General features: G+C 70.9%; 14 protein-coding genes. 4 read left to right on the forward strand and 10 right to left on the reverse strand.

Annotated features, from left to right (window positions below):
• Positions 1-85: 85 nt before the first annotated feature.
• The 6 genes from mgrA to L3i22_RS52200 form a co-directional block, all read right to left on the reverse strand.
• Entirely contained in the window at positions 86-1075 is a 990-nt protein-coding gene (gene mgrA, locus L3i22_RS52175; RefSeq protein WP_370644591.1) for an L-glyceraldehyde 3-phosphate reductase, read from the reverse strand.
• 127 nt (positions 1076-1202) lie between these two features.
• On the reverse strand, positions 1203-1805 hold the full coding sequence (locus L3i22_RS52180) for a hypothetical protein (protein WP_221324773.1): 603 nt from the start codon (positions 1803-1805) through the stop codon (positions 1203-1205).
• Positions 1805-3067 (reverse strand): hypothetical protein, encoded by a 1263-nt coding sequence (locus L3i22_RS52185; protein ID WP_221324774.1) that lies wholly within the window; start codon positions 3065-3067, stop codon positions 1805-1807. Before L3i22_RS52185 ends, L3i22_RS52180 begins: the two co-directional genes overlap by 1 nt.
• Positions 3064-3864, reverse strand: a complete 801-nt coding sequence (locus tag L3i22_RS52190) for an ABC transporter ATP-binding protein (RefSeq protein ID WP_221324775.1) — start codon at positions 3862-3864, stop codon at positions 3064-3066. The genes L3i22_RS52185 and L3i22_RS52190 overlap by 4 nt, the downstream gene beginning before the upstream one ends.
• A gap of 3 nt (positions 3865-3867) precedes the next feature.
• Positions 3868-4659: a zf-HC2 domain-containing protein gene (locus tag L3i22_RS52195; protein ID WP_221324776.1), complete on the reverse strand. Its 792-nt coding sequence runs from the start codon at positions 4657-4659 to the stop codon at positions 3868-3870.
• The gene (locus L3i22_RS52200) at positions 4656-5204 is read right to left on the reverse strand and encodes an RNA polymerase sigma factor (RefSeq protein WP_221324777.1); all 549 of its coding nucleotides are present in this window, start codon (positions 5202-5204) and stop codon (positions 4656-4658) included. Before L3i22_RS52200 ends, L3i22_RS52195 begins: the two co-directional genes overlap by 4 nt.
• An 86-nt stretch (positions 5205-5290) precedes the next feature.
• Between L3i22_RS52200 and L3i22_RS52205 the strand changes: the two genes are divergently transcribed.
• On the forward strand, positions 5291-5617 hold the full coding sequence (locus L3i22_RS52205; protein WP_221324778.1) for a TfoX/Sxy family protein: 327 nt from the start codon (positions 5291-5293) through the stop codon (positions 5615-5617).
• Positions 5618-5637: 20 nt separating this feature from the next.
• On the opposite strand, the gene L3i22_RS52210 is transcribed toward L3i22_RS52205, so the two are convergent.
• Genes L3i22_RS52210 through L3i22_RS52220 form a run of 3 tightly spaced genes read right to left on the reverse strand, consistent with a single transcriptional unit; the run spans position 5638 to position 8716 of the window.
• Positions 5638-6432: a sugar phosphate isomerase/epimerase gene (locus L3i22_RS52210; protein ID WP_221324779.1), complete on the reverse strand. Its 795-nt coding sequence runs from the start codon at positions 6430-6432 to the stop codon at positions 5638-5640.
• A complete protein-coding gene (locus L3i22_RS52215; protein WP_221324780.1) occupies positions 6429-7568 on the reverse strand; it encodes a dihydrodipicolinate synthase family protein in 1140 nt (379 codons plus the stop codon). Before L3i22_RS52215 ends, L3i22_RS52210 begins: the two co-directional genes overlap by 4 nt.
• Positions 7568-8716, reverse strand: a complete 1149-nt coding sequence (locus tag L3i22_RS52220) for a Gfo/Idh/MocA family protein (RefSeq protein ID WP_221324781.1) — start codon at positions 8714-8716, stop codon at positions 7568-7570. Before L3i22_RS52220 ends, L3i22_RS52215 begins: the two co-directional genes overlap by 1 nt.
• Positions 8717-8904: 188 nt before the next feature.
• Between L3i22_RS52220 and L3i22_RS52225 the strand changes: the two genes are divergently transcribed.
• Positions 8905-9351, forward strand: coding sequence for a DUF488 family protein (locus L3i22_RS52225; RefSeq protein WP_221324782.1), 447 nt, complete (start codon positions 8905-8907; stop codon positions 9349-9351).
• Here L3i22_RS52225 and L3i22_RS52230 read toward each other — a convergent pair.
• Positions 9348-10178 carry a hypothetical protein gene (locus tag L3i22_RS52230; RefSeq protein ID WP_255657800.1) on the reverse strand — a complete coding sequence of 277 codons (831 nt, stop codon included), beginning with the start codon at positions 10176-10178 and terminating at the stop codon, positions 9348-9350. The two genes, L3i22_RS52225 and L3i22_RS52230, sit on opposite strands and share 4 nt — an antisense overlap.
• A gap of 220 nt (positions 10179-10398) precedes the next feature.
• Between L3i22_RS52230 and L3i22_RS52235 the strand changes: the two genes are divergently transcribed.
• Positions 10399-12963, forward strand: coding sequence for a right-handed parallel beta-helix repeat-containing protein (locus L3i22_RS52235; RefSeq protein ID WP_221324784.1), 2565 nt, complete (start codon positions 10399-10401; stop codon positions 12961-12963).
• A 57-nt stretch (positions 12964-13020) separates the two neighbouring features.
• Complete coding sequence (locus L3i22_RS52240; RefSeq protein ID WP_255657801.1) at positions 13021-13629, forward strand: sigma-70 family RNA polymerase sigma factor; 609 nt, start codon at positions 13021-13023, stop codon at positions 13627-13629.

Genomic DNA, 13629 nt, shown 5'->3' on the forward strand with positions numbered 1-13629 from the left:
GGCACCGTCAGGAGGCACCGTCAGGAGGCACCGTCAGGAGGCACCGTCAGGAGGCACCGTCAGGAGGCACCGTCAGGAGGCGCCGTCAGGAGGCGCTTGAGTTTGCCCACAGGTTGATGCCGGACTCGGTCGCGTACTTGTCGATTTCGGCCAGCTCGTCCGCGGTGAACGCGGTGTTGTTCAGCGCGGCCAGGTTGTTCTCCAGCTGGGTCACGCTGCTCGCGCCGAGCACCACCGACGTCATCCGCGGATCCCGCAGCGACCAGGCGATCGCCAGCTGGGCCAGGCTCTGGCCGCGCCGCTCGGCGATCGCGTTCAGCGCCCGGATCTTGCCCAGGTTCTCGTCGTTCAGCCAGTCCGGGGTGAGCGACTTCTGCTCGCCGGCCCGCGAGCCCTCCGGGATGCCCTTCAGGTAGCGGTCGGTCAGCATGCCCTGGGCCAGCGGGGAGAAGCCGATGCAGCCGGCGCCCTCCTGCTCCAGCACGCCGAGCAGGTCGTCCTCGATCCAGCGGTTCAGCATCGAGTACGACGGCTGGTGGATCAGCAGCGGCGTGCCCAGGTCGCGAAGGATCGCGGCGGCCTCCGCGGTCTTCGCCGGCGAGTAGGACGAGATGCCGACGTAGAGCGCCTTACCGGCCCGCACCGCCGTATCCAGCGCGCCCATGGTCTCCTCGAGCGGAGTCTCCGGGTCGAAGCGGTGCGAGTAGAAGATGTCCACATAGTCCAGACCCATCCGCTGCAGGGACTGGTCGAGGGACGCGGTCAGATACTTCCGGGAGCCGTGGTCACCGTAGGGACCGGGCCACATGTCGTAACCGGCCTTGGTCGAGATGACCAGCTCGTCCCGGTACGGCCGGAGGTCCTCGGCCAGCAACCGACCGAAGTTGACCTCGGCCGAGCCATACGGCGGGCCGTAGTTGTTCGCCAGGTCGAAGTGCGTGACACCGAGGTCGAACGCGCGGCGCAGCACCGCACGCTGAGTCTCGATCGGCTTGTCGTCGCCGAAGTTGTGCCACAGCCCCAGCGAGATCGCGGGCAGTTTCAGGCCGCTGCGCCCGGTGCGGCGGTACTCCATGGCGTCGTAGCGGGTGGACGCGGCTGCATAGGAAGTCACGCTTTGATTCATATCTCACGAGACACCGGATCCACCGCGCTCCGGCCCAAACCCATCCGGGGCCGGACCGAAGCGCGGCTTCGGGCGACTAGACCGCGGCCTCGGCGGCGGCTCGCCGTGGTGGGCCGACCAGCGCGTAAACGATGAGGCCACCAACCGCCAGCACCAGCGCGGCTACCGCGGCCGGGCCGGAATGCGGGTCCTGGGACTGCCAGGTGAGGATCTGCCCGAGCCGACTCTCCGAGCGGGAGTACAGCAATGCGGCGAGGGTCCAGCCCAGCGGCACGAACCAAGCCCGAGCCGGGCTGAGCACCGCGGCTCCGAGCGCGGTCAGCCCCAGCAGCCCCGCCGCGTCCCGCACCACCAGCAGTGCGGGACTGAAGCGGGCCGGAGTGACCAGCGTGACCGCCAGCAGCCCGGTCACGATCAGCATCGCGGCCAGCAGGTGCGCGGCCCGGCGCGGCGCCCAGGGGAGCGCCGCCGTCCGGTCGAGCTCGGCGTCCGGGCTGACCAGCGTCGCGGTCAGTGCGGCCACCATCAGCAGGACGGTCAGGATCACCATCGGGACGCCGACGTCACGGCTGTTGGAGGCGACCGCCCACAGCGCCGACATGAGCACCGCACACCCCGCCGTCAGGGCCAGCGCCGCTGGCGCGCGCCGGGACCGCAGGTAGAGCACGAGCCATCGCATCAGTTGCACCCCAGCGCCGCGTCGCGAACCGCGATGACCTTGGCTTTCGCCTGGTCGGCGGGCAGATTGCGGAGAGCCTGCCAGCGGGCCACGGCGTCGGCGGCGATGTCCGGTTCGTCGGCGACCGGCTCCCGTCCGATCAACCAATACGCCGCCGCGATGGAGTCGGTCCAGTCCGGGCCGGTCTCGCACTCGTAGGGCCGGGCGAACGCGGCGATCACGATCCTCGGCGTCAGGTCGCCGGTCTTCCCGGTGTCGATCGGGACCAGCGCGACGTCGGCCGAGCGCGGCGCCGGGACGAGCGGCAGGTAGGTGCTGTTGTCCTCGTGCACCCGGGTCGGTGTGCCCGGCAGCTTCGCCAGGATCGTCAGCGCCGCCCGGGCCTGCGGCAACACCTCGGGCAGCAGCCCCTCGTGCACCCGGCTGACGCAGACCCGCGGCTCGTCCGGCGCGCAGACCAACTCTTTCGCCGCCAGGTCGACGGAGTCGACGACGAGTCGGTTCTGGTGCGGCATGACGGTGACGGCCAGCGCGGCGCCGAGCGCGATCGGCAGCAGCGCCGCCAGCCTGGTCCGCGGGCCGTCGGCGGCGAACAGCAGCAGCCCGGCGACCGCGAGCGCGGTCATCCAGATCGCCTGCGAGGCGCTGATCTGCACCGGGACGGTCGTGTAGGCGTCCGGCATGTTCATCTCGTCGATCGGCGAGAAGACCATCGACAGCCAGCCCTTCGGCCGGGTGGCCGCGGGGATGGACAGCAGCAGCCCGAGACCGGCCACGGCCAGCAGGGGCGCGGTCACCAGCCACGGCAGCAGGCGGCCGACGGCCAGGCCGACCCAGGCCGCCGCGACCAGCGCGAGCGCGCCGACCGCGGTGACCGTCAGGACGGCCGCCGGCAGGTAGCTGGCGGTGCTGAAGATCCGCACCGCGCCGGCGACGCCCATCAGCAGGTAGCCGCCGACGATGGCCAGGGCCATCGCCCCGAGCGTCGGGACCGCCCGCTGGGCGCGGGGCCGCGGGGTGGTCGCGAACAGCTCCAGCACGTTCGACTGCTTCTCCCGGCGGCCCTGCCAGGCGCCGGCGGCCAGCGCCAGCGGCCACAGCAGCGCCAGGTAGAGCCGCTGGGTCATGACCAGCTGCAGCCAGCCGGTGGACCACTCGGACTCGTCGACCAGGTAGAGCAGCGCGACGCCGACGACCAGCAGGATCAGGGCGGCGCCGAGCGCCGCCGAGCGACGGAGCTCCAGGCCCAGCATCCGGGTCATCGGGCCGCCTCCGCCCGATGGCGGCGCAGCAGCGCGGAGTAGCCCCGCTCGGCGGGACTGTCGCCGGCGTCGGTCTCGCTGCCCTGCGCGATCAGGGTGTCCGGCGTGCCCTGGAAGACCAGCCGGCCCTCGTTGATCATCACCACGTCGGTGCAGGCGGCCACCACGTCCTCGACCAGGTGGGTGGAGACCAGGACGCAGCTGTCGACGCCCAGGTCGCGGAGCAGCTCACGGAAGTCGAGGCGCTGCTCCGGGTCGAGGCCGACGGTCGGCTCGTCCAGCAGCAGCACCGCGGGGTCGTTGACGATCGCCTGGGCGATGCCGGCCCGGCGCAGCATGCCGCCGGACAGCGTCTTCATCCGCGAGCCGGCCCGGTCGGCCAGGCCGACCCGCTCGATCGCCCGCTGGACGGCGCCCGGCACCGCGGATTTCGGCATCTCCTTGAGCCAGGCCATGTACTCCACGAACTCGCGGACCGTGAACCTCGGGTAGAACCCGAACGCCTGCGGCAGATAGCCCAGCCCGCGGCGCACCCGGCGCAGGTCGGCCCGGCCGTCCACCGGCTCGCCGAGCAGGGTCAGCTTGCCGCCGGCCGGCTCCAGCACGGTGGCCAGCGCGCGCATCAGCGTCGTCTTGCCGGCGCCGTTCGGCCCGAGCAGGCCGTGCACGCCGGTGCCGAGCGTCAGGTCGAGCCCGTCGACGGCCAGGTGCCGGCCGGCCCGGACGCGAAGGCCCTCGGCCTGCACCACCCACGGATGGATGGTGGGGGCGGTCTCCGCCGCGCTCACCGTACGCATATGTCATCTCCTCCTGAGAAAGCGGTCGGCGCGGGTCATCGCGAAGGCTGCCGAGGCAACCGCGATGAACGCCCAGACGCCGAGACTGCCCGGCTGAAGCACGACCGGGAGGTGGGCGGTGAACACCGCCGGAAGGGCCACCACGAGCCCCCACGCGGCCGCCAGGCCGAGGGCGGCCAGGCGCACCCCGACGAGCGCGCCCAGGGCGAGGGTGGTGGTGGTGAAGGCCAGGCACGGCAGCAGCGCCAGGGCCAGTGAGACGCCGGTCCGGTCGGTGGCCAGCCCGAGCATCGGGATGACCACCAGGAGCACGGTCACCGTCCGGCGCAGCAGCAGCGGCAGGCCGGCCGTGGGGGTGCTGGCGATCAGCTCCCAGGCCGGGTCGCTGCCCCGGCTCCACGCGACCGCCACCCCGGGCAGCGGCGCCACCGGCGCCAGCAGCAGCACCAGCGACGGCAGGCTGGGCTCCAGCGCCTGCAGCGTCACCGCGACCAGCAGGACCGCGGCCGTCATGGTCAGCCACGGGATCAGTTGCCAGACCAGCCAGCGGTTCCGGGCCGCCGACCAGTGGCGCCGCTCGCGGACCGGCGCGGGACCGGCGGTGACGCCCTGATCCACCCCGTCGCTCACCCGGGCGAGCAGGGTCAGGACCTCCTCCGGCGCGCTGCCGGCCAGCCGGGCGCGACAATCCGCGCACTCCTCGAGGTGCACCTCGACCGACCAGAGGGTGGCCTCGTCGAGCTCGTCGCCGTCGGCATACCGCGAGATCACCGTGGGACTGGGGTGACCGGTCATGACAGCGCCTCCCGGAGAGCGAGCCGGGCCCGCCGCGCCCGGGATTTCACGGTGCCCTCGGGCACACCCAGCAGCAGTGACGTCTCCCGCACGGAGAGGCCGTCAAGAACCATCGCGCGCAGCACCTGCCGCACCTCGGCGGGGAGGGTGAGCAGCGCCTGCTCCAGCTCGTGGCCGACGTGGCCGGCGAGCACCTCGTCCTCCGCGGCGGGGGCGGCGGTCACCGCCAACGTGGCCGGCAACTCGCGCTGCCGGGCCCGCCGGCGGAACGCGTCGACCAGCCGGTTGGCGGCGATCGTCCAGAGCCAGCCGACCGCGCTGCCGGCCGCCGTCGAGCCGGCGAAGTCACCGGCCGCGCGCCAGACGGCCAGATAGGTCTCCTGCATGACGTCGGCGACCACGTCGTCGTCGGTGCATCGCCGCCGCAGCCGGACGGCGAGCCACGGCGAGGTACGCCGATAGAGCTCGTCGAAGGCGCGCCGGTCGCCGGTGGCGGTGCGGCGGACGAGCTCTGCCTCGTCGGCCGCGTCCAGACTTCGTCTCACGTCAGGCAAGACGTTGGCATCTCGCTTACGGTTCTCGAAGCGGAGTGGCGTGCGTCACATCCGGCATTCTGCCGTACGTTTGTCGCATGGCCTTCGACGAGGCGCTCGCGGACCGGATCCGGGACGGATTCCAGGACGTGGACGGCGTGACCGACAAGCGGATGTTCGGCGGGATCACCTTCATGATCCACGGCAACATGGCCGTCGGCGTGATGGGTGACGACCTGATCGTGCGGCTCGGCGCGGAGGCCGGGCTGGCCGCGCTGACCGAGCCGGGCATCCGCGCCTTCGACTTCACCGGCCGCCCGATGAAGAACTGGATCGTCGTCGACGGCGACCGCCTCGACGACGAGGGCCTGGCCCGCTGGCTGCGGGCCGGCCTCGACTTCGCGAGCTCACTCCCCCCGAAATAACCCGGGCGAAGATCAAAGGATCAAAACACGCTTCGGTACGCCGTGAGCGTCGCGTCCAGCACCTCTCGCCCGGGTCGCGCCCACAGGTCGGCGTTCATCACCTCGACCTCGATCGGCCCGGTGTAGCCGGCCTTGTCCACCGCCTCGTGGAAGGCCCGCATGTCCACGCACCCGTCGCCGGGCAGCCCGCGCCCGGTCAGCACCCCGGCCGGCAGCGGCGTGATCCAGTCGGCGAGCTGGTAGATCGCGATCCGCTCCCCGGCCCCGGCGATCTTGTCGAGCACCGTGTCGTCCCACCACAGGTGATAGGTGTCCACGGTGACCCCGACCTGGCCGACCGGGTGCTGCCCGGCGATCGCCATGGCCTGGTCCCAGGTGCTGATCACGCAGCGGTCGGCGGCGTACATCGGGTGCAGCGGCTCGATCGCCAGGGTCACCCCGGCGGCGGCCGCGTACGGCGCCAGCCGCCCGATCGCGTCGGCCACGTGCTGCCGCGCGCCGGCCAGGTCCTTCGAGCCGTCCGGCAGGCCCCCGGAGACCAGGACAAGCACCGGCGTGTTCAGCGCGGCGGCCTCGTCGATCGCCCGGCGGTTGTCGTCGTACCAATCGGGCAGTTGGAAGAAACCGCTGCGGCAGAGCGTGGTCACGGTCAGGCCGGCGTCCCGGACCAGGGCGGCGGAGCGCTCCAGGCCGTACTCGGCGACCGGCTCGCGCCAGAGCGCGACCTGGTCGACCCCGGCCGCGACGCAGCCGGCGACCATCTCCGGCAGATCCCAGAGCTTGGCGGTGATCTGGTTGAAGGAGAAGCGGCTCATCCGGCCATCACCTCGAAGAATCGGTTCGCCCGGTGCGCGGCCAGGTCGGGGTCGGTGAGCAGCCCGGCGGCGTCGGCGAGCTCGATCAGGCGGGCGAAGTGCGGCACCGAGCGGCCCGACTGCAGGCCGCCGACCATGGTGAAGTGCGACTGGTGGCCGGCCAGCCAGGCGAGGAAGACGATGCCGGTCTTGTAGTAGAACGTCGGCTTCTCGAAGATGTGCCGGGACAGCGGGACCGTCGGGGCGAAGATCCGGTCGTAGGACTCCAGGTCACCGGCGTCCAGGGCGGCGAACGCGGCCGCGGCGGCCGGGGCGATCGCGGCGAAGATGCCGAGCAGCGCGTCGGAGTGGCCGTGCTCGTCGCCGCGGATCAGCTGCGGGTAGTTGAAGTCGTCGCCGGTGTAGAGCCGGACGCCGGCCGGGAGGCGGCGGCGCAGGCGGATCTCGTGGTCGGCGTCGAGCAGCGAGACCTTGATGCCGTCGACCTTCGCCGGGTTCGAGTTGATCAGTTCGAGGACCGTCTCGGTCGCCTTGTCCACGTCGGACGAACCCCAGTAGCCCTCGAGTGCGGGGTCGAAGGCGGTGCCGAGCCAGTGCAGCACGACCGGCTTGTCCGAGATTTCCAACAACGAACGGTAAATCGTCAGATAGTCATCCGAGTCCCGCGCTGTCGCGGCGAGGTGCCGGCTGCACATCAGAACCGGCGCGGCGCCCGCGCTCAGGACATCGGCAAGTTGATCACGGTAGGCGGACGCGATCTGGTCGAGTGTGGCCGATCCGGGCGCCAGCTGGTCGGTGGCGACACCGGCCACGATCCGACCGCCGGCCGCCCGCGCCGCGGCCGCGCTGCGCTGGATCAACTCCCTGGTCGCGGTGTAGTCGAGACCCATCCCCCGCTGTGCGGTGTCCATCGCCTCGGCCACCCCGAGCCCGTGTGCCCAGAGATGCTGCCGGAACGCCAGCGTCGCGTCCCAGTCCAGCGCGGCCGGTGCGCCCGGGGCGTTGCCGGCGCGCGGATCGGCGACGACGTGCGCTGCCCCGTACGCAATCCGGCTCTTGATCTGGCCCTTTGGTTTTTGCCATGATCCGCCGCCGGAGAGCGTCAGCGGGCCGGTGGGCAGGTGCACGACGGCCATCAGACGTCGCCCAGCGCGATCCGGCGGCCCTCGCGGGCGGACCGCAGGCCGGCCTCGGCGAGGCGGACGCCGCGGGCACCAGAGGCGAAGTCCCAGTGGAACGACTCGCCGGCGACGACGTGCCGGAGGAACGCCTCCCACTGGACCTTGAAACCGTTGTCGAACTCGTCGTTGTCCGGCACCTCGGTCCACTGGTCGCGGAACGAGAAGGTGACCGGCAGGTCCGGGTTCCAGACCGGCTTGGGCGTGGTGGCCCGGTGCTGGATCTTGCAGCCGCGCAGGCCGGCGACCGCGCTGCCGTGCGTGCCGTCGACCTGGAACTCGACCAGCTCGTCGCGGTTGACCCGGACCGCCCAGGAGGAGTTGATCTGGGCGACGATGCCGCCCTCCAGCTCGAAGATCGCGTAGGCGGCGTCGTCGGCGTCCGCGGTGTACTCCTCGCCGCGCTCGTCGACCCGCTTCTCCACGTGCGTGGCGATCGTCGTCTGCACGCCGCGGACCGCGCCGAACAGCTCCTCCAGCACGTAGTTCCAGTGCGGGAACATGTCCATCACGATGCCGCCGCCGTCGGCGAGCCGATAGTTCCAGCTCGGACGCTGGGCGGCCTGCCAGTCGCCCTCGAAGACCCAGTAGCCGAACTCGCCGCGCACCGACAGGATCCGGCCGAAGAAGCCGCCGTCGATCAGGCGCTTCAGCTTGCGCAGGCCGGGCAGGAACAGCTTGTCCTGCACGACGCCGCTGCGGATGCCGGCCGTGGTGGCCAGCTCGGCCAGTTCCTCGGCCGCCGCCGAGCTCTCGGCCAGCGGCTTCTCGGTGTAGACGTGCTTGCCGGCCGCGATCGCCTGCCGGATCGCCTTCTCCCGCTGCTGGGTGACCTGGGCGTCGAAGTAGATCTCGGTGTCCGGCCGGGCGAGCGCGGCGTCCAGGTCGGTGGTCCACTCGGTGAGGCCGTGCCGGGCGGCGATGCCGGCGAGCTTGTCCGGGTCGCGGCCGACCAGGACGGGCTCGGGCCAGATGTGCCCGCCGCCGGGGAGGGCCACGCCGCCCTGCTCACGGATGGCGAGCAGGGAACGGACCAGGTGCTGCCGGTACCCCATCCGGCCGGTGACTCCGTTGATCACGATGCCGATCGATCTGCGCGCGGCCATGTACGGTTACCTCCAGTTACCTAGGAAAGCGCTTTCCTGCTGATCGCAGCGTAGGGCGAAGACTTTCCTGGAACAAGGGTGAATCCAATTGGCGATTAACCCCGAGCACCACGACCGCTCGGCGATTGGTCACAAACCATGCCTTGCCCATACTTTCCCGACGTCCGGCAGCATGGCAAGGTATGGCCATGACTGTCACGCAGACCGTTTCGGCATCCGGGGTCATCGGCATCGGCTACCAGGGCTGGGACATCAACGGCTTCGTGGCCGAACTGCAGGGCCTCGGGGTGTCCACACTGGTGGACGTCCGACTGACCCCGATCTCCCGGAAACGCGGGTTCAGCAAGACCGCGCTCAGCCTCGCGGTCGGCGCCGCCGGCATCGCCTACGAGCACTACCGGCAGCTGGGGAATCCGAAGACCAACCGGGCCGGGTTCGCCGGCACACCGGCTGAACTCGCGGCGGCGCGCGGAACCTATGCCTCGATCCTGCATGAGCCGGTGGCCGCGGACTGCTTGAGCGACCTGGCCGAGTCCGCGAGACATGAGCGGATCGCCCTGCTCTGCTTCGAGGCGGATCAGGCGCACTGCCACCGCGACGTCGTTCTGCACGAGTTGTCGAGGCGCATGAACTAGCGTCCCGGGTAATAGACGCCCAGCACACTGAAGACGTGCGCGCGTTTCGCCTGGTTACCCACGTAAAAGGCGACATCTCGCGAGGCGTCGCACATCATCGTGAGGAACTTCGACTCCAGTTCGCCGGCAAGTTCGCTGTCCGGCAGGTGCCGCAGCCGTCGTTGCAGCGCGACGAACTCCCAATCGAGTAATCCCTGTTCATGACCCCGGCATTTGGTGTCCTGGCAGAAGTACCGATATGCCACCTTGAAACGAGGGGCCTGCAGCGGAATCCGCTCCTCCTCGCTGAAAAGATCAAGCTGATTGACGTAGCCGTCGATCTTTCGCTGCTCCTCCGGAGTCCAGCCCGGATGCTGCTTGATCCGTATCCCGACCACCTCCCGCGGGCGCACCAGGCCGAGCGACTTCGCGTTGGCATTCTCGATTGCCGCCCGATTGAGCTCACACATGGAATCCACGACGTACGGGTCGACCCAGGCTCTTCGTGGCTTCCACGGCTTGAGATGGCGGACTTTGATCATGGAGGTCATGCGCGGACGCCAGCTCTCTCGCCGCTGGTCCTGCGCCGCCGGCGTGGCGTCGACGGAAATCAGGTCGTACTTCCGGAACGACTCGTCGTCGTCCAGGGCCCGGACATTGATCGGGTACAGCCGCACCCACCCGGGGTTCATCAGATCGGTACTCAGGCCCGCGACGCAGACCGTCTCGCCATATTTCTCCGAAGGGTTGGGCGCCGCTTTCACCGTGACCAGGACCTCCAGCCGCGTCAGTCGATTTCCCGGCGGCTTCGGCGGCGGCCCGTCATCGGCGGGTCCGAAGAGGTCCATTTGTGTCATGGGAGATGCCCCCGATGGTGGATGCGCGGCGACAAAATCCAGCTAAACACAGTGGACGGTGGGTAACCAGACTGGCAACCTGACTAACGGCCGCCTCGAAAGACTGAAGATTCGCTGGACGAACCGGAAAAGTTCATCCAATGCCGACCAGGCCTCCACCTCAAACCGTTTACGTGATCCATTGACACGTTGAACGGCGAGGGAGCATGTGGTGCGGATCGGGCGGCGGGATGACGTGGTCACGGACGGGGCGACCGTGCGTGTCGCGCCCGGGGAGCGTGGCGCCGCGCAGACCATCGCGGCCGCGATCCGGGCCGTCCGGCCGGATCAGGCGATCGTTCTCGCGGCCGGCGTCTATCAGGAGGAGCTCCTGATCGACCGGGACGTCCGGATCGTCGCCGAGCTGGGCCGGGGCACCGTCTGGCTGGCCGGGCACACGATCCGGGTCACCGCCGGCGCGACCCTGGAGGACCTGGTGCTGGCCGGCGCCGACGCGGACGAGCCGCTGCTCCAGGTGGAGTCCGGCACGGCCCGGGTCAACGGCTGCGAGCTGCGCGGCGGGCGGATCGAGGTCACCGGCACGGCCCGGCTCGAGCTGCGCGACAGTCACCTGTCCGGCGCGCGCCTGGCCGGGGTCTACGCGCTCGGCGACAGCCGGGTGATCGTGAAGCGCTCCCGGATCACCGAGGTGGACGGGATCGGCGTGGTGGCCGGCGGCAACGCCCGGGTCACCGTCACCGACACGTGGATCGGCGCGGTCTCCGGGTCCGGCCTGCGGGCCCGCGGCAACGCGCGGATCGAGCTGGACCGTGGCGCGATCAGCCGGCCCGGCCGGCACGGGGTGCTGGCCGAGGAGTCCTCGTCGGTGACCATGCGGGACGGCGCGGTCGAGCGGAGCAGCGCCGACGGGGTGCTCGCGTCCGGCTCCGCGCGGGTCGAGCTGACCGGCTGCCGGGTCACCGACGTGGCCGGGGCCGGCGCGGTCGCGACCGAGACCGCCGAGATCGTGCTGACCAGGTGTGAGGTGGACCGGGCGGCGACCACCGGGGTGGTGTGCCGGGGCGACGCCACGGTCACCGTCACCGGCGGGACGGTGCGTAACTCGGGCGGCAACGGCATCTTCGTCACCGAGCGCGGCACGGTGAAGCTGGACCGGACGTCGGTCGGCGACTCCAAGTTCAGTGCCGTGCACGTCGGCGGGACCGGCACGCTGACCGTGGACGGCGCGTGGCTCGGCCCGTCCGCCGAGCACGGCCTGCACGTGATCGGCGAGAGCCGGGTCGAGGTGACCGGCGCCCGGGTGCACCGCTGCGGGCTGGCCGGGCTCAGCGTCGACGAGCACGCGCGGGTGACGATGACCGGCGTGATCCTGGACGCCAACCGCAACGGCGTGATCACCGGCTCGGATCAGCCCGCCACCGTCACGGATTGCCTGGTCAGCGGTGCCGAGCGGGCCGGGGTGCAGGTCAGCGGCGGCGCGTCGATCACGATCACGGAGACCCGGATCGAGCGGCCGGGGACCGCCGGGATCGTCTTCGAGCAGGACAGTTCGGGCACGGTGGAGAAGTGCTCGGTGCACGGGGCGGGCGGCTCCGGCATCGTGGTCTGGACCGGCGCCAAGCCGACCGTGCGGGACACCACGTGCACCGCGGGCGGCAAGAACGGGCTGTTCGTCGCCGAGCGCGGGGGTGGCGAGTTCACCGACTGCACGTTCACCGGCAGCGCGTTCCCGGCGATCCACATCGGAGCGCAGGCCGACCCGCGGATCATCCGCGCGCGGATCCGGGACACCGAGATCGACGTGGACGTGGACGACGACGCCCGGGCGGTCTTCGAGGACGTGCGGCTGACCGACGTACCGAAATCTCTGCTGCCTGCCGGAACCGTGAAGGCGGTCGCGACCAGCGGCGGGTCTTCGCCGTCCGGCGGCACCTCGACCGACGCGCCGCCGGAGAAGGAAGAGCTTCCCGAACTGCTGGCGGAGCTCAACGCCCTGGTCGGCCTGGACCGGGTCAAGCAGGACGTCGGGGCACAGATCAAACTCATGCAGACGGTACGACGTCGGCAGGACGCCGGCCTGGCCGCGCCGCCGCTGAGCCGCCACCTGGTCTTCGCCGGCAACCCGGGCACCGGCAAGACCACCGTCGCCCGCCTGTACGGCCGGTTGCTGCACGCGATGGGCATGCTGGAGCGCGGCCACCTGATCGAGGCCGACCGCACCGCGATGGTCGGGGAGTACGTCGGGCACACCGGCCCGCGCACCCAGGCCGTCTTCCGCAAGGCGCTCGGCGGGGTGCTCTTCATCGACGAGGCGTATTCGCTGGTCCCGCCCGGGCACACCAACGACTTCGGCCAGGAGGCGATCGCCACCCTGGTCAAGCTGATGGAGGACCACCGCGACGACGTGGTGGTGATCGTCGCCGGGTACACCGAGGAGATGAGCCGGTTCATCGCCTCGAACCCGGGCCTGGCCTCGCGGTTCTCCCGGACGCTGACGTTCGAGGACTACTCGGCGGACGAGCTGACCGGGATCGTCGAGTCGCAGTGCGCGCACCACGAGTACCAGCTCGCCGACGACGCGCGGGAGCTGCTGCAGGCGTACTTCGTCGGCCAGGACCGGGACAAGGGGTTCGGCAACGGGCGCGCCGCGCGGCAGATCTTCCAGCGGATGACCGAGCACCAGGCGCAACGCGTGGCGGATCTCTCCGAGCCGTCCACCGACGACCTGCTCCGATTGACGCTCGATGACGTGCCGGTGGTCGGTTCCGTCGGCTGAATGTTCATCCGGTGAACAACCTAGTTTGTACTGTTATATCGGCATAGCGTGTCCTTTGTGGATGACCCGGTGGTGTGGTTCGAACAGGTGCTGGTGCCGCAGAGCACGCCCACGCTGCGCCGCTACGTGACCCGGCTGATGCCCGGCGACCCGCACCGGGCCGACGACATCGTTCAGGAGACCCTGCTCCGCGCGTGGCGTCACCTGTCCACGGTCAAGGCGGCCCGGTCCCCGCAGGCCTGGCTCACCCGGGTCGCCCGCAACCTGGCCATCGACTGGTCCCGCCGGCACGCCGCCCGGCCCACCGAGGTCGACGACGATCTGAGCACCGCGGTCTGGGCGCCGGCCGACGACCTCTACGAGGCGGTACTGGACCGGGCGGTGCTGATCCGGGCGTTGCGGAAACTCTCGCCGGCGCATCGGGAGGCGCTGATCCTGGTGCACTACCAGGATCAGACCCACGCTGAGGTCGCCACCGCGCTCGGCGTGCCGGCCGGCACGATGAAGTCGCGGGCGCACTACGCCACGCGGGAGCTGCAGCAGGCGCTGGACGCCCAGGGCGTCACCAGCGCCGCCTACGGCGAAGCCGGCGCCGCTTACGGCGAAGCCGGCCCCGGCGCCCGGGAAGCGCTGGAAGGCAGCTGCCCGAAGAGCCGGCCGCTCTAG

Source organism: Actinoplanes sp. L3-i22, from assembly GCF_019704555.1.
In the GTDB taxonomy this organism is placed as follows: Bacteria; Actinomycetota; Actinomycetes; order Mycobacteriales; family Micromonosporaceae; genus Actinoplanes.